We start from the raw sequence: 18,765 nt of genomic DNA, 5'->3' as shown, positions 1-18,765 counted from the left end.
TTATAACTAACTATAACTGCTTTTATTTTTTCTATATTCAAAGTATTCTATTCTCTATTACTTCCTGATTAATGAAAAATGACCAGAATTAATATAGGTTTTGTTTTTGTTATCTGTTAATATTACTTCAAACCAATAGTCATTTGAAGGTTGTAGTTGTCCGTTGTAATTTCCATCCCATCCATTATCTTTGTTTATATCTTGCTTTATAATAATTTTTCCAAATCGATCATATATGGTTATTAATGCTTCACTAAAGTAAGATTGGTTAACCCCTTTTACCATCCATTTATCATTAAAACCATCTTGATTTGGAGTAAAGAATTTTGGAAATTCCACTAAAGGAATTTCTAAAGTTCCCATCCCACAACCATTCTTATCTTGTACAAAAAGAGTGTAAATACCTCCCTGAAGCCCTTTAAATTCTGGTTTATCTTGATACGGTATTGTTTCACCATCTTCGTTTTCAAGAGCAAACTCATAATCTCCTATTCCTAAATTATTATTACTATTATTAATCGCAATTGAATACTTATTGCTACCATTATTATTAGTATCGTCAGTAACTATAATATCATTTGTTAAAATTGAGGGTTCATTAGATTCGTTCACTTGAATTAATAAAGATCTTTTGCAATTAGTATTTCTATTTTTTGCAGTGACAATATAGTTTCCGCCATTTGATATATCAATACTAGGATTATTTCCAAGAATAATATTGGGGTTTCGATCATTTATCCATTCATATTGATAATCATTATTCAATGGGCTTTCAGCAGTAATAGTTAGAAGCGGGTTGTTCATGCAAATGGTTTGAGGGGAAGAAACTTCGAAGTAGGGAAGTGGGTTAATTATAATTTGAAAGTTTACATTGGTATTAAAACATCCAGATCTTTTGTTTTCAACCCTTACAAATATATCTTGTGGTGTTCTTAGGTTCGTATATGTTGAATTATTGATAGGGTTACTATTTGTATTTGCTTCATTAAGAGAGTTATGAAAAGAAACATTAAAATTAGAAAAGTCAGACACATCATAATTCAATAATATTTCATTAATTTTTGTGTTTAAATTAATATTCTCAATAACTCCATCTGTATCACTGGTTGTCCCATTGTTGTCGTTATCGCAGTCAATGTAGTCAGTAATGTTGGTAGGGAGTATGATTTCTGGAAATATTCTTAATATCAGCTGAGTTCCTGCTGATGCACATCCTGTTATTTTATTTTGAATACGAATCCATAAAATTTCTTCTCCAATGTTATTAATAATATTGGTGTTGTTTTCATCCATGTCATACACAGTGGATAGAGAATTATCTCCTGAATAAGAGTCTAATTTAGTTTTATGAAAAGAAATATTGAAATCAGTGCTATTTCTCCCATTTAATATTTCATTATATTTTTGACTTAAGTTTATGTTTTGTTCAAGACCATTTCTCTTGTCATTATCTTTAACACCACTATCGCAAAGCTCAATTGGAGTTATTGAAGTTAATAATTCAGGTACAGGATTGATTTTAATTTTTAATTTGGTATTTGCATTTATGCAGCCTGTAACTTTATTTTTAACAGCTACATAGACCGTTTGCTCGCTTACTTCTCCTGGTCTAAAATTAGGAGAAACTGTGTTTTTAAATGAAGTATCGTTATTTATTGGATTTTGAGCTGTAAGTGCTTCATTAAAACTTATGTGAAAAGTAATTTCGAAATCATTGGCATTTTGAGAACCCACTAATTCACTAATCTTTGAACGTAAATTAATTCCAATATTTTGACCATCAGAGCTAGACCCGCTATCTTGATCATCACAAAGAATGATTGGGGTTATTTCATTAACATTTGGTATACCAGTTAAAATAGAAAATTCACCAAGACCAACACATTCATTGTTAGAGGAGTTAATTATTTTTATAAAAAGAGGTTGCGGAGATAGTGCAGGAATATTCTTATTTCGATAATTAGATAAGTTTAAAATAGGATTTTTAAGAATATTTCTATCAGCTATGTTTTCAAAAATTAAAATATCAAGATTTGTTTGTAAATTAATTGGGAATAGAGCTTTTACATCGGAGATCACTGAACTCAAATTGAAATTGGTAATTCCATCCATATTATTATTACTATTAGCTATATTCTCACCATCTGCAGTAAGAAAATCATCACATTCATAGAATTGTTTGTTATACACCACATTGTTTGCATGACTAATGATAATGTTTACTGTAGAAATTCGATAACATTGATAACTATTAATAGTTTTAACCCAAATTGTTTGTCCATTTACAGCATTAAAATTTTCTGGAGTACTAATCTGATTAGTATCATTATCAGCATCACTTTGATTCAAATAGTATTTGAAATTCTCTTGGGCCCAGTTTTGAGATATAATTTTTTCAATTTTTGTCAAATTTAATGCTGTTATTAGGTCAGTATCAGTATCGCACTGTTTGAAATCAATATTCGGAGTAACTGTCGGTAGTTTATTAATAATTAAGTCAAAGGGTTTGAAATTAGATGAATTTGGATCCGATATAACATTGCAGTTTACATTAGCGTTATTTTCAACTCTAACATATATTTTTTGACTATTAGGAATGGTGTTTACAAAAAGAGAATTTTTATCAATTACATCTGTAATTGCATTGGTTTGAGCACCAGAGAGTGTTGTGTGATAGGTTACTGAAAATTCAGTTGAAGGTAAAGAACCTAAAATCTCAGCATCTTTTGAAGCTAAATCAAAACTACTAAATATTCCATCAGTATCGCTACCACTTAAAATATCATCACAGGCAATATAATCCGAAGGTTGAGCTACTACAGGTTCAGCAATAATAGTTATTTTAAACTGCGTAACTTCATAACAAGCTGTTGGAGCGTTCTTATTGTGAATTCGGGCAAAAATATTACTTGTACTAAAGGCAATTTGATTTGTGAAATTATTTGAAAGTGCGTTCCCTGAAACATTGGCATTGGCGTCATCAATATTGGAATAGTAAACAACTTCGAATTGGTTAGCATCCTGCCCATTTAATATGGCAGGTGTAATTAAATTTTGTAAATTAAAAGTATGAAAACCATCACCATCAGTATCACAATGAAATATGTCATTTATATTATTGGTAATTGGTTTTGGAAAATATTTTATCTCTACTTCATCACTTCCCATACCTCCTGAGTCATCGGTTATTTCAACTTTATATGTTCCAGAAATATTATTGTTAATAGTAAGAGTTGCATTGGATTCACCGGAAATTTCACTGTATCCTGATCCCGTATTAACAAACCATTTATAATTTATATTTGAATTATTTGGAGGAGTTCCGTCTAGAGTTATTTCTGTCCCGTCACATACTTTTCGATCAGGTCCAAGTGTAGATGATATTATTGAACAGTCTGTTTTAGCATTATTAACGTCATTAGGATTTGTGCTATTCATACTTATTGTACCCTCTTCCTCTTCAAAATTAGTGACTAGTATTACATAATATTCCCCATCTTGAACAGCATCTACACTTAAAAATTCTACGGAATCGATGGCATAACTACAGTCTTTTATGTTGTTGTCTTTTAATAGACTATAGTCACCTCCTTTAATATTATCAATTTCAGTTTCTGTATAAGGTCCCCAAATAATGAAGTCAACATCAATGGGGTCATTCAATAAATTTTTTTGTTCTATGGTTAGGTTTAAAATTCCTGTTTTATTTACTCTTATAAAAAACCATGAAGGATAGGGTCTACTTTCAAGACAACCATAACTTGGACCAAGAGCAGCTTCTTTACTAGGGCTGTTACTACCGTCTGCTAAAGAATTGCAAAACGTTATTCCTGTATCTGAACAGAAAGCAGCTGTACCAGTAATTTCACTATTATTTAATGTTTCTCCATTACAATTTTGACTAAAAGTGTTTAAGGAAGAAATCAAATAAATTACTAGTATTAGTCTTTTCATAAAAATAGTGTATTTTCAAAATAACAGTAAATTTTGAGAAAATTGTACTGTGTGATAATTAAAATATCAACAATTATAAAAATACTATTTTTTTTAATTTTAACTATTTAATTAAAAATCGTATTGTAAAAAATATTCGTTATTTGTTTGTTAATTAATTTTTTGCGTTTTTAATTTAATTTTTTTATGAAAATCTTCTATATGTATTTTTAGTAATAGATTGTTTTAAAACAGTGTTTTAATTACAAAACTGCTCAAGAGGAGTTAACCGTAATTTTATTTTTATATCACTACGTTTGTAAATACAATTTTCTTTAAATTGTTTTAAAACAGTGTTTTAATTACAAAACTGTTCAAGAGGATTTAATCGTAATTCCATTTTTATATCACTACGTTTGTAAATACAATTTTCTTCAACTGGAATTTCGACAAATCCATACTTTCTGTAAATATAAATAGCATTTTCTAGCATAGTATTTGAATAAAGAATCAACTTTTCAAGTTCTAATTTTTTGGCAAAATCAATACAATGTTGTACCAGCTTTTGCCCAATTTTATGTCCACGATGTTCTGGTGATACCCCCATTTTAGTTAACTCATAAACGCCGTTTTTAGGCATTATTGCTACAGTGCCTACAATGGTATTATTAAGTTTTGCGAAAAAAATATAACCATTTTTATCAATTATGTATTTTTCGGGATTACTCAATACTTCCTCATCAAAAGGTTCAACATAAAAAAATTTTTTGATCCATTCAACATTCAGTTCGTAGAATTTACTTCGGTATTCACTGCTGAAATCAATTATTTTTACGGTATTTCCTAAATTTTTCATATTTATATGTTCAATAATCGCTTTACTAAAGCTCTTACTTTCAAATTGTGATTCTAAAATATTTAAATGCTCAAGAAGTGAATTTGAATTAAAAGAGGTGTATTTTTTAACAATAGATTCGATACTTTCCCATATTGGAGTTGCATTTTTAATCAATTGTTTACCTTCATCAGATAAATAAATTTTTTTTTTCCTTTTATCTACTTTGTCGTGTTTTAGAATTATTAAATTCTTTTTTAATAATTTATTAATGGTTTGGGTAGTGGCAGGCTGTGTAGTTCTAAGACAGCTATTAATTTCTGTATTCGTAATACCGTCTTTGTTTTTTATAATTTTAAAAGTTGGAAATAAATAAGGGTCGAAATTAATGTTATAAGTATTGTAAACAAACTGAGTTTCTCTCATTAAATATTCGCTTACGCGCTTCAATCTTGAGGCTATTCCTATTTCTCCTAATCCTCTTAATGTATCCATATATTATTATTTATATAAGTACTTATGCAAATATAAGTAAAATTCCAAAATTTTTATGAAATATCAAATGTTTTTTATTGAAACAATATTCTCCAATTAAAATAAATAGGTTTTTGTAATTTTATAAGTACAAAAAGAATAAAATGAAGATAACATTGTACGGAAAAAAGGGGCATGCTTACTCAGTTGCTTATCGTAATTTTTTAAAATCAACAGAATTATCATTTACTTATAAAGATGTTTATGATGATGATGATGCAAACAAACATACCAAAGAGTTATATGAGGGAGTTATAAAATACCCTACATTATTTGTTGATGAAGAAGTGTATTTGACACCAACTTCTGAAACATTTAATAAGGTAATGAAAGATTTGAAATTAAGAGGGTAAATAATTGGGCCAAGTATTCCTGCAAAGATTAATTTAAATTTTGAAAATAACATGGTATGGGTCTTTGTAAATATTAAGTGTGTTACTAGTTTATTTTAACTTAAATATAATGACTTTTAAGTTCTATCATATACCTCAACAGTCGCATACTATTCTTAGAGTTTTAAAAGGTGCAAAAGAAAAATCAAAGTTTAAATAATAAAAAAGAGAAGATTGTAGAAAAGTATTCTAAATACTATTTACTTAATGACAAATTACATACTAAAATAGTAGTTATAATGTTTATTTTTGAGTGGTTTGTGGGTTTGTGGGTTTGTGTTTGAATTGAATACAAAAAGGATTAGTACTTTTAACGCTATTAATAAAGAATTATCTATTTATTTTTTAATTTTGACATGCCGGCTATAATTTTGAAAATTTAATTAGTTAAAGAAAAATTTCATTAACTAGATCTTATATAAATGTATTAAAAGAAAAATAATCTTTTATAAACATAAGTTATCCCCAAAATTTATATTAAATCAAGATGAAAAAACGAGCTTTTTTTTTAGTTATCCCCATTATAATTTTAGCGGCATGTTCAGATGGTGAACAAAAGTCTATGCAGTCAAATGACCCAATAATTGGAGTTTGGAAATTACATAAATATGTAGACCCAATTTCTACAAGTGGTTTTGATCGTTGCAAGAAAAAAAATAAACTAACGGTTTATGGAGACTTAAGCTTTGATATAGTTACTTATGGAGCTAATTCTAAAGGTGAATGCGTTGAAGAGTCACATAAATCATCACAGGTATATAAGTTAAGAAAAGAAAACATTATATATAGAATCGATGACTCTAAACTTACAATATTAAATCCGTCAACGTTAAAAATACAAGTTGATGGAGTCAGGTTTTATAATATTTACAAAAAAGCAAACTAAAATTTTTCAGGCGATAATCTTTGTTTGTAATTCAGGATTATTGCTATAACTTAAATTTTAGATATTAAAGGTTTTAGGTGTAAATAAAAATTATTATGCTCTTACTAAATAATTGTAGCTGATTATGCGTTGAATGATTAAAATGTTATTGAAAACGAATGTTTTAATAATTTGAATTCTTTTAGCTATATAAGATCTTATCTTTAAGCGAATTATTTAATTTGTAGGTTTTCAGATTATAATAAAATAGGGGAAGGGTATTCTAACATAATTATGGTAAGTGAAATAAATGCATATAGTTGGTTTTAATTGTTGTAAGCGCTTTTATTTGGATAAAAAGTACCTTTAAATTATTTCTATTGTTGATTTTTGTATGGTTATAGGAGGTTTGAATTAATGCTGTATTTTCAAAGGAAATATATACAATTGTGTATGTCCGATAATTGTGAGTAATTAAAAATGAAATGAATAAATTAATGAACAATTTTTTTCCAGTACTTATGTTAGCATCCTTTCTTGGGAGCAGCAATGTAATACCTAATTAATTTACTAAAAAAGAAAGTGAAAATATATCCGATTTTTTAGCTGTTACCATTGTATTCTAGTAATACCGTTCGTAAAATAGGAATTTTAAATCGTAAGCAAAACGACTGGAAAGCTCTAGTTGAACTAGATACTGTATTAAAAGATTTTGATAAAAATGACCCTGTAATATCTAATTTTGCATTATTTGGACTTGGCGTTTTCGAAAAGTTTTAATAAAAAAGGGGGAAATTCCCCCTTTTTCTATTCAATAATCATTTGTTTAGTAACAATTTTATCCTTTGTTTTTAATCTGAAAAAATAAACACCAGACCTCAAAGAGAGGTTTAAGTTTTCCTTTCTTAACTTCAGTGAATGTTTTATTTTTCCTTTTACTTTTTTAGAAAATAATGTTTGTATTTTTTGACCAACAACATTGTATAAACTTACCTCTACAAACTGATCATTTGGAACCTGAAAAACTAGTGTACCATAGCCCTTTGTTTGATTGTATATATTTTGTTCTAAAATGTAGTTTTTATCTTCAAGTATAGATCCTCTAAGCTTATTTGAATACAATAAAGTATAGGGTGATTCAATATTTCCTAAAGATTCTTCCTTAATGAATGATAAATGATTATCTAAATCAATTATCTTTTCACCATCATATAATTTAAAACTAACAGCCTCTCCTTCATCGCCTCCAATACCCATGAAATATTTGTATTCTCCATCAATAAACAATGGCTTTGCTATACCTCTTACTTCTCCATTAACAAAAGCTCCGATGGTGTATTCTTTATTTACATCAATATCAACCGACCCTATTTTTGCGGTCAAGTACATAAAATTTAAATAAGCATTTCTATCAACTTTCCAATTTATTTTGGAAGCTTCTTTTATATAATCTTCAGAAATATCTAATGGTTCTTCTTCAGTAATTAATATTGGTATATTAGGAATGCCTGCATAATTTAGTATTCCTTCTTTCGCTGCTTCATACAAATAACCTAGACCAGGCGTAAGATGAGTTAGGCTCCCTTGCCATCCATTCTTTGAATATTCTGCCTTTAATCCTCTTCTTTTTATTTTATCTCCAATGCTTACCGTAGTAGAATTTAAAGAATTTAAGGCTATTTGAATTGTTCGGAGATTATTAGGGAAATACGGTATTCCAACCGTCTTATTGGCCTCTATTTTTATATTTGTATTTAAAGGTACCAATACCCCTTCAACACTCATCAATTTTGATGAAGAAGATTTTAGGATATATGCTTTTCTTATATCTAAGGATTTTATTTTTTCTGAAGTAGTTATAAATGAACCATCTCGTGCAACACGGGCAACTAAACTAAAATTTTCGATATCTCGTATCTCATCTCCCGCCTCTAGTCCTTTTATTGAGCTTAACGATAGTTTCATACCTGAATCATTATCTCTAACATTGAAACTTAACTCTTGATATCCCTTAACCAGTACGATTCTTTTCGCAATTCGTTTTCCTACTGTAAACCGAACAGGGTTAGCTATCGAACCTATATTACTTCTTAAGCTATATGAATATTTTTCCTCGATCTGTTTATATTCCATACATTTTGATGCATCCCAAACACTAAAACTAAGTGCTCCAAATTCTGATGGGTTACCAGAAATACTTAAATTTACAAGACCGTTAGCCTCTACATTAGCTTGACCTCTATACTCTCCATTAAAATAAGCTACAACAATATCTTGAGTATCTTTAGATTGTTTTTGATCAAAAAATAAGTTTCCTGTAATAGTCATCTGACCGAGAAAGTCATTGATATTAAAATTTTCTGCAAAGTTAGGAGCAGGGCAAGTTACATTTACCTCTAAATGAAAAGCTTCTATACCAATTGGCGTTTCTTTATTCTCTCCTATTTGGAAAACTTCAATATAAACATTTGCACTATGAATACCAGGATTTAGATAGGGCGCTATCGTAAAGTCTAGCTCTCGTTCTATAAATCCAGCTGCTAAACTTTGATAACTATCCTTCTCAATAGGAACTCCTCTTTTAGATACCTTAAGCCACGATGGCAGTTGTTTAAATCGATATTTTACAGCAGTTCCTCCCTTAGAATTATTTAAATCGATAGACGAAATTTTAGTTTCTTTGCCTTGTTCTTGATTGATAATCAAATTATTTTGGCTCCAATGAATGGTATTTTGATTCACCACAAAAGACCATGACTTTCCTCCAATTTTGTTTTGAGAAGGGTCCTCTAATCTTTTATCCAATACCATAGCTGTTAATCGTGCTCCTTCGACAAAAGAAGCACCAAATACAGGTACTAAATGCACCTTCGTATTATTGGCTGAAGTAATTACCGTAAACTGCAGATCCTTTGCTATTTTAGTAATATCAAGAGGGGCAGCTTCCGAAATTCCTGAAACAAAACTCAATCCCTTTGCAGTGGTTCCAGAGGCATTTCCTGTGAAATCACGAATAGCCTCATCTGGAGCACCATTCGTTCCTTCTAATGCATTATCATTAAAAACAAAATAAGCAACAAGATTTGATTCATTTCCTATTAATTGTTTGTCCATCTTAGATACAATTTCTAAAGGACTACGCTGAGTGGTCCAAATACGAACCTCATCGAGTTTCCCTGTAAAAGATTTTCCATTTTCCGCCTTCGCTATTTCTATTGGATCCTCATTGATTACCAAATTAGAAAGATGTCCAGAACCAACATAATCACCGTTATAATAGATGGTTACTGTTTTTAAGCCATCGTATACAATACTTACATGAGTCCAGTTAAAAGGAGACAAAGATTTTTCACTTTGTACCACATCATTGACCACTATTTTCCCTGCGCTATTTAGGGCTATAGAAAAGTTAGTACTTTTTCTTAAAATAGGAACAGTAGTAAATCCATCAGGTAGTGAACTCGGCTGTATCCATGCTTCAATCGTAAAGGGGGTATTATTCTTCAAATTAAATACAGGTTTATGCGGAATGATTACCTCGTCATTTACATTATCAAACGCTGCAGAAATTAAATCTTCTGGAACACCACCTAAGATTCCTCGTAAAGAGAAACTGGTGTTTACAGCGGTTGCTGAATTGATTGCTCTGTTAAATTCAGCCGTAATATATCCCTGAGACAATACTCCTCCATTTACTGGATTGGTACTGATAATCTCAGGAGGCAAGCGCGCGATTCGTCCTTCTACGTAAGGTGTTGGATTTTTTCTACTGGGGGGTAAATTTGCTCCCCCATCATCACAAACAGGAGCAATTCTAAAGCGATATTCTCCATCTGCCAATTTAGATACATCCGCTGTATAGCTAATGAAACCGGTGTTTTTATCCATATTTTCATAGAGTTCTGTCAATGACATTTTTTCCAATTCAAAAGCTTCATTATTCCCTGGTAAAGCGTATTCTAAGGCCACAGAAAATTTCTCATCCACTTGCTTATTTATCACTTCAGGTATTCTAAAACGAAATTCCAATTTGTTTTCATTCGTATTGTTGACAACCCAATTATTGGTTGGTAATTCAGGTTCAATTTCACTAACACACGCTCCTTTAAAGTGTGCCGTTACAAAAATCTCATGGAACGGTACTACCCCTACTTCGTTGTACTCATCAACACGGTAGCTTCTGTACTCTTCATCTTTTTGCTCACATATAGAATACATTTGAATTCCAATATTTTCATAGGAAATTTCTTCTGGTGAATCCATACCTCTTTTAATACGCAGTTCGGCCTTTATTTCTTGAACTACTCCTGTTGGTGAATTTCCATCTAAATCAAAGTTAATTTCAGAAGCCGTTGTAGGCTCAAATATTGGAGAGGCGTTTAAAAACACTTCGGCCCCTTTGCTGTTTGACGCTGCATTTATTCCTACCTTGTACTTTTTACGAGTAGCATCATTCGCAATTTGGGTATTCCGTAATGTCAAATTATACAGTATACTTTCATCTCCTGTACCGTATTTCACAGCGCTATCTACCGTAATTTCTACCCCTTCTCTTGGAACTGTTCCCGATTCAAAAGGACACATACTTTTTCCTGCAACTGTATAAAAGAAAGGCGTATCGTAGATCTTATCACGCCCAATTCGTACGTTAAAGTGATCTCCCGGATCATTGTCTGACAAGGTAAAACTATCAATACGACCACTCGTATTTGTATTCGTATCACTGGATTCTACAACGCCTAAGGTTTTGATATCCGTTATAATACTGAAAGATATTCCGAACAGATTTGTTGAATTATTAATACTAGTTCCTCCACCAAAAGTCGATCCTCCTGAATCCTGAGTACTAGATTCTCTTCCTCTAGTTAAGGTATAGGTAGTAGAAGTCAGAGCACTGAATGATATTTCTGAATCCAACTTTGTTATCGAGCTTCCTAAATCGCTACCCACTTCTTTTAAATCGGCCGTTGTATTTCCTAATTTTTTGGTTTGCTCGTTTATATAGGCCAATCGTTCCTCTTTGGTTTTACGTTTTATTATTCGTTTCCATTGCTCAATTTGAAAAATAAAGTCTACTAAGGCTTTATCTGTTTCTGGGTTGTTAGTATCGATTTTGAAACCATCAATTGTAGCTTGGAGATCTAAAGAATTACGTTTTTCTTTTTCCTCTTCTTTTATCGGAATAAGTAAATCGTGTCTTTTAATTAATTGCTCTTGTAAACCCCTGATAATATTGTCATTAATTTCTTGACGAGTGTATACAAACGGAGTCAATTTATCCGCGGTCATGATCTTTGTATCTGTATCAATTACTGGTTTACAATTTGAATCTATGAGAAGAGTCTTTCCTGTACCAAAGGTTAATACACGTGATGATCCGATAAATATATCGGCATCGGCTCCTACATAATTCTCGTCTGAAGAAGTACTTATTGATTGCTCTAGAGAAACACTGGTACTGTTTTGCTCGGTGTGACGATAGGTAAAATTCGCATCTATCTTTCCGGTAAATTTAGACTCCGAATCTACTGTAGTATAAATTATACCCTGTCCTGCACCAACTCCTAATGCCGTTGTAATTGCCATGCTTATCATCGACGTTTCGGCATCAGTTCCTATACTAATATCTGAGGCCGTATTAACATCTAAACCACCTCCTGTAGACTTACTAAATGAATAGGTTGCACCTCGACTCAAGGTTGCTGAACTCGTATCTCCAGGCGGATCATACAATATAAATCCTACCGTTGGATCTTTTAAGGTAAAATCTTGATTACCCCTGCGGGAACCAGTAACATAAGCTTTTTTCGTAACTGTTTTAGTTCGGTTGTTATGACTCACTACTATGGCCATAGTACGTAAATAATCACCCACAAAATTTGGGCTTCCAACAAAAGTTAAAAACGATTTTTTTCCAATACCTTCAGTTTTACCATTGGTCGGTGCTATAATTAAATCTCCGCTAAGATGTACAGTTGCATTTTCAACAGGGCATTTACTTCCGTTGTAGTCTTCGTATACCGAAACTATAGCAAGGATATTCTTTCCTGATTCTAGTTTATAAATAGACTGATCAGCACCACATGTTGGATCTATGCGCTTATTTGCTAGCTCATCCATAGAAGTAAGGGTTTCCAGTTCTTCTTTTGTAACGGTGTACAAGGCTAAATCAATCTCTAAATCGTTACGGTATTGAAAATCATAACTTTTATTGCTTGTACGCAAGTCAATAATAGAGGAACGTACCTCGTCGTTAGTTCCTTCTCTCTTAATATGTACACGATAATGCCCTGGTAATAAGTCATGAACTGTAAACAGGTTATTCTCATCATTAAAATTACTTGCTTTAATAGTGCGTTCATATTTTGGATACTGCACATCGGTACGAATAATTTTCCCTGTCCAGTTTCCTACATTGTTATTGCATGGAATTACAATATTTCCTACAAAAGAACGACGTGTAATGTTCTCAAAATTGATATTTGCTGTGGGCTCTGTTAAATTAAACAGGTATTCCTTAGTATTTTTCGGATTTACCAATGCTACCGCATCTCCTGACTCAAAAGCTTTGTATTCAAAAGCAAATTTTCGAATGTAATTCGCATTTGACTTATCGTTAAAGTAAGCCCCTTCGTGCAAGCTTAGATAGTTATTGGTAGTTCCGGTACCCGTAGCTAAGTTCACAGCTCTCGTTCCATGAGTGTGCTCAAAATTATAGGTTAACTTTAAGCTCTCTTTATCTTTTGCTAGTACATTACCATTTTTGATTTCATTGAGTTCTTGACTCGTATAATGGCTATTTCTATACTCGATAAAATCAATATTTGCAATAGCGTGATTACTCATTTCTGTTGGGCTTACATAACTTGCTCCCAAATACAATTTACTATCGATTGCTTCTCTTGTGTATGGATGTGTTTGATAATTGTCATTAACCCATAATCCAATTACGTTATTTTCAACATCTTTTGTGATTCCAAAGAAATTATACTGAGAATTTCCTTCAATGGTTTTCGATAGTAAATCAGCACCTTTTGACTTCAGTACCAACTCATTATTGTTTCGGAGCTCTAGCTGAATAGCTCCCCAGTGCAATATAGTTTGCTTTGCTGGAATAGCACTCTCTCCATTTGAATCAACTGTAGGTATATCGACGTCTGGTTTTATAAATCCAGTCCAAGTAAACCCTTGATCGGCTGCATTGGCAATGTTTGCTTTTGAAACGGCATACCCTTTCGATTTGAAATCCAAACTTATGCGGTCAATAGCTATACTTGACGTTTCTAATTTAGGCTGGCCTACTGAAATTCTGTGTCTTCCTGGGTCACCAGAAATACCGAATATTCCTTCGTTATTAGTACGAACTAACGATCCTACTTCAGTACTGGTAACTTCTTTACCGTCTAATAAGATTGCTGTATTCTGTACTGTTGGAAACATTTTATTTTCAGTTTTTCCAGGATCTTTAATTACGTAAAGTACCTTACCAGTTATTTCGTATGAAGAAATATTAGTAAAATTAGTCTGTTCCGGCTCTTTTAATGCCAGTGTTCTTGGTATGTTTCGTATATCTGATACGGGTGTAAATTCATTATTAGGCTTTGTGGGAGTAATTCTATAGGTTAAATAATTATTTGCTTGTTCTGAATTTTGACGACCAGAATTGATACTATTAAATCTATATCTTCCATCCGTATTGGTATAAACACCATAAGTAAGAGGTGTTTTTACAGAGACATTTGTTTTTATCTCCTTTGTAAAAGGTTGTTTCTCTGTAAAAGAAATTTCTTTAAAGGAAATTCCTTTATACCTGCCTAAGGTTTGTGCTGCTTGGTTATAGATGTTATGTTTATCTCCAATATCAAATCGATAATAAGCTTCTAAGTTTGGAAGTGCATTGTCTCCTAAAATGATATTCCAATATTTATGAATTTCTTCAACGGGCTTTTTTACTTTCCATATTCTCAACTCATCCAATTCATAACGATTCTGTATTAAGCTATTTAAAGAATACCTAGAAACTGTATTTAAATTTACTTCAAAAGAAGTTTGAGAAGCCCCATGCCAAGTAAAAGGCTTTTCTTCTCCAGCAGGTAGTTTCTTTCCTCCATCTATAAAGATAGCTCCACCGTCAGCGCCAAATGTTAATGCATAATGATGCCAATTAGTGTCATTCGTTCTAGGAGCAGACATAAAAAGAGTTGATTTATTATCTGTTTTAGAATCTTTTGAAAACAACTGCACTTCTTCTTCAGTCATGCGAATTTCCATTTCGCTAAATTTAAAAATAGTGTTGGTAGCCGATTTAGTATTCGGAGTTCTATACCAAAACTCGATAGTTCCTTGGTTATTTAATTCTTCGAATAAAGAAACCTCATTAAATATTATCGGTGTACTTTCTTTGGTAAAGAGTAAGGAATTTCCTGGTATTTTAGAATCTTTTTCTGGGGTCGCTTTTACAAGAACATTTTGAGAAGCAATATTTTTAGGTGTTCCAATTTTACCTTTAACCACTCCGTTTGCAAATACAAAGCCATTATCCAAGCCTGGTTTACTACCTTCAACACCTTCAGCAATAACTTGGTACTGGTACAATTCGTTTGGTAAAATTGATCCATCTTCAAAACTTAGGTAAGAGGATACGGTTGTGTTAGAAGCTGGTTTATGCGTTTTTATATGAGTAAAATTACTAAAGGAATCTGATAGATTTCTACGACTTATAATATAACTCTTAGCTCCTGAAATATGAGGCCATTTTAATTTTATAATTGCTTTCCCTGCAGCATTTTTCCCACTCCCATCAGACGCTTGAAGTAATACATCTTTTAAACTATAGATTGGGTGATCAACATTGGTTCTTAATTCAGCCAACGTCAATTTTTTTTCACCCTCAATATTTATGGAACTAGTTACTTTTGCAGCTTTTGGTATGCTCGTATTAATAGCAGACTTAATCATATTATCCCAAGTAATTTGTTTAATTGGTAAAATAAACACTTGTTTTTCAACATAATTTTTATCTGCATAAGCAACTACCAAACCGTTACTATTCAAACGCTCTAGATTATTTTGGTTTTGAGAATATGTCAACAACCTGTTTTCTCTTATTTGTTGAGCAGTACGAAGCTTGCTCCATCCTCTGTATTCTGCTATGTGTAATTCGTTATCATTAGTTTCTGTAAAAAACATATTTCCTAATTGAAAAGAGCTATTTAAGAAAGGAAATTCAGCTTTTCTATTTCCATCAACATATAATTTTAAACTTGATGCTTTAAAACTTATGGCAATATGATGCCATTGATCATCCCAAAAGTTTTCATCTTGATTTAATACAATGGATTTTAATATATTGCCCATTTTTAACTGTAGTATTCCTTTTTCTCCTGCTAACGAAAATTCCTTTTCGCCTTCTTTTAAATTTGAATACAACCATTTACCTTCTCTTTTTTTTGGGGAAGCTAAAGATTTATTAAGAGGTTTCTTAACCCAGAATTCAACGGTTGCCTGATCTACTATACCTTGTTTTATTAAGTGAGCGGTAAGATCATTTTGAGTGTTAAAATAGGTTATATACTTATTATTTCCATGTAAAACTAATACTGGAGGTCTTGACTGTGCTACTGCAGTTGCAGTTATGAGTAGCAAGCAATAAACCATGTAAACTACGGTGAGATTTCTTGTTATATTCATAAGTTATTTTAAAAAACATTAACAATTTGTTCTAAACGAAAAGAAAACTTTTGATTTTCAGTATTTTTAGCACCAAGCTTATTTGCAATAATAGCGCGTTCATTCTCTTTTTTGATGGCAAATTTATTTTTGACGATGGTTTGAAGGGTAATAATACTACCATCAGTTTCTCGATTCAGAACAAACTCCCATTTAAAAGATTCCAGGTTTGAATTCTTTGTAATTTTATCAAAGGTGACTTCGTTCGTTTTGGAGTTTGCCTTTAGAAAGAATTCCGGTGCTTTTGCAGAAGTTATAAAAACGCGCCCTTTTTCATCTGGTACACCATACAAGATAAAGGCATCTAAATAGCCTTTTACTCTGCTAAACTCGTTAGAAGATACTTTACTTATTTCAGCTAAATTTGTTTTAGTGTTGTGACATAAAGCTTTTTTTATTTTTTCGTTATGGCCTTCATAAATAAATCTGTAAAGATTCGTTTCTTGAGCAACTAAAAAAGAATTAAAACAGCAAAAGCAATAGACTAAGGTAGTCCAAAAACAATTTGTAAAATTATTTGTTAGTTTCATACCTCTTTTCTATTTGAGTTAAACGTTCTGCTAAAAGTTTGATAGCTTCTTTTTGTTTGGTTATTTGCTTTTCTTGTGCAATCGTATACAGTGTTAATTCTTCTACCTTTTCTACTAACATTGTATTGATAAAACCAACATCCATCCCTTGTTCAACAACCTCTTTTTCAGAAGGTATTTTTGGTAAATGTTTATGTTTCTTTATAAAAGAAGCTAATTCATTCAGTGGCATTAAAGTATATTTGCTATTAAAAACATAATCTGGAAAAGAGGTTATATTCAACCGAACTTGGTTTAGAGATAGTACACCATCTTGAAGCCTAGCCATTTCCTTATTTTGGCCATTTTTGAAAGAAATAGCATCTTGATTAGCATTTCCTTTACCTGGAGAAATACTAAGATTCCCTGAGGATTCAATAGCACTATTGAAGTTTAATCTTAATACGCCATCTTTAAGCTTGGCCATTTCATTATTTTGGCCGTTTCTGAAAATAATAGCATCCTCGTTAACCCTACTTTTACCCGGAGAAATATTAAGCGCTCCTATAGATTCTATTCTACCATTGGAGTTCAATCTAAATACGCCATCTTTGAGCTTGGCCATTTCATCATATTGGCCATTTCTGAAAATAATAGCATCCTCATTAACCCTACCTTTACCTGGGGAAATATTAAGCGCTCCTATAGATTCAATTCTACCATTAGAGTTTAATCTAAAAACCCCATCTTGAAGCCAGGCCATTACCTGATCCTCACTGTTTTTGAAAGAAATAACATCATCACCAGTTTTATCAACATCTGGATATAACCGTATGTGTCCATTACTCATATATTGTCCACCATCTACACGGATATTATGTCTTTCCAAATGGATTGCTTCTTTTGGAGCTACATTCCCCCAGCCTAATGGCTTATAAAATCTTGTATATTCTCGAGTAAAATTAGCTAACATTTGATCATATGAAAACAATTGAACCCCTTCATTGTCACCTTCTTTATCGTAATCTGCTTGTATGCGGATCGCCTTGTCGGAATCAATTATTCTTATTTTCTGCGCATTTAAATTAAATGATAGTATTCCTATTAGGAAAAGGAAAAATGATTTTAAAATTGGTTTGTTCATCTTTATAGTTTTTATGTTTAGTTAATGATTTTATTATAATTGATACCTAGGAAAAGTAAGTTACTTCGAGCCCAGAGATAATAGTTGTTTTCAACGGAATAACTGTATACCATACTGTTAGTGTGCCCTTATTGTACATGTAAACAAAAATGTCACCTGAATTAAAAGTAATTTGATTCGTGAAATTATTTGAAAGCGCACTCTCTGATACGTTGGAACTAGCTCCATCAATAGTAGAACAGAAAACAACTTCGTATTGGTTAGTATCCTGCCCGTCTCATATACTGGGGGTATTTAAACGTTAGTTAGTTTTTAATCTGCTAATGCTTCATTATATGTTTACAATTAAAGCTCCGAATTATAATACTATTTATTTGTATTTGCTTGTATGATGATTGTCATACCATGGAAGACCATATAACTACTTGCGCATTTACATTAAATGATAGTATTCCTATTAGAAAAAGGAAAAATGATTTTAAAATTAGTTTGTTCATCTTTATAGTTTTTATGTTTGGTTTATTGTTTTGATATCATAGTACCAGATCTATTTTTTTACTAGATTCTGTTAAATCTTTTAATATCTTTACCAAATTGGCAATAAAAGTTTATCGTAAAAGCCAAAGACCTGTATTATTTTTAAAATCCTTTCAAATCTTTATGTATTAAACATATTATTGGGTTTTTAGACTAAAAAATCTAAAAGTAGCTACCTAGCTTTGTTAAAAGCTCAGCCTAAATTATGATGTAGATTTTAAAAATTATTTTCATCAAATTCATTTTAATGACATTATAACAGGTATCTAAAAAATTATTTGACATAA

Annotated in this window: 7 protein-coding genes and 1 pseudogene; 3 read left to right on the top strand and 5 right to left on the bottom strand. The window is 31.5% G+C overall.

What is annotated here, in order from left to right; all coding sequences use genetic code 11:
• Positions 1–57: 57 nt before the first annotated feature.
• Positions 58–3,954 (bottom strand): T9SS type B sorting domain-containing protein, encoded by a 3,897-nt coding sequence (locus AC2GW8_RS03075; RefSeq protein ID WP_440881325.1) that lies wholly within the window; start codon positions 3,952–3,954, stop codon positions 58–60.
• A 337-nt stretch (positions 3,955–4,291) separates the two neighbouring features.
• Positions 4,292–5,263, bottom strand: a complete 972-nt coding sequence (locus AC2GW8_RS03070; protein WP_440881324.1) for a bifunctional helix-turn-helix transcriptional regulator/GNAT family N-acetyltransferase — start codon at positions 5,261–5,263, stop codon at positions 4,292–4,294.
• Between the two features lie 143 nt (positions 5,264–5,406).
• Here AC2GW8_RS03070 and AC2GW8_RS03065 point away from each other — a divergent pair, with 143 nt between their 5' ends.
• The 3 genes and pseudogenes from AC2GW8_RS03065 to AC2GW8_RS03055 all read left to right on the top strand — a co-directional run.
• Positions 5,407–5,655: a glutaredoxin family protein gene (locus AC2GW8_RS03065; RefSeq protein ID WP_440881323.1), complete on the top strand. Its 249-nt coding sequence runs from the start codon at positions 5,407–5,409 to the stop codon at positions 5,653–5,655.
• A gap of 526 nt (positions 5,656–6,181) precedes the next feature.
• The gene (locus AC2GW8_RS03060; RefSeq protein ID WP_440881322.1) at positions 6,182–6,580 is read left to right on the top strand and encodes a hypothetical protein; all 399 of its coding nucleotides are present in this window, start codon (positions 6,182–6,184) and stop codon (positions 6,578–6,580) included.
• A 588-nt stretch (positions 6,581–7,168) separates the two neighbouring features.
• A pseudogene (locus AC2GW8_RS03055) lies at positions 7,169–7,339 on the top strand (DUF2400 family protein); the annotation flags it as partial.
• 27 nt (positions 7,340–7,366) lie between these two features.
• Here AC2GW8_RS03055 and AC2GW8_RS03050 read toward each other — a convergent pair.
• The 3 genes from AC2GW8_RS03050 to AC2GW8_RS03040 are packed head-to-tail and all read right to left on the bottom strand — an operon-like array spanning position 7,367 to position 17,941.
• Complete coding sequence (locus AC2GW8_RS03050; protein ID WP_440881321.1) at positions 7,367–16,249, bottom strand: LamG-like jellyroll fold domain-containing protein; 8,883 nt, start codon at positions 16,247–16,249, stop codon at positions 7,367–7,369.
• An 8-nt stretch (positions 16,250–16,257) separates the two neighbouring features.
• Positions 16,258–16,818, bottom strand: a complete 561-nt coding sequence (locus AC2GW8_RS03045; RefSeq protein WP_440881320.1) for a hypothetical protein — start codon at positions 16,816–16,818, stop codon at positions 16,258–16,260.
• The gene (locus AC2GW8_RS03040; RefSeq protein ID WP_440881319.1) at positions 16,802–17,941 is read right to left on the bottom strand and encodes a hypothetical protein; all 1,140 of its coding nucleotides are present in this window, start codon (positions 17,939–17,941) and stop codon (positions 16,802–16,804) included. The genes AC2GW8_RS03045 and AC2GW8_RS03040 overlap by 17 nt, the downstream gene beginning before the upstream one ends.
• Positions 17,942–18,765: the final 824 nt, after the last annotated feature.

Source organism: Tenacibaculum profundi, assembly GCF_057162725.1.
This window is presented reverse-complemented; position numbering and strand designations above follow the sequence as displayed.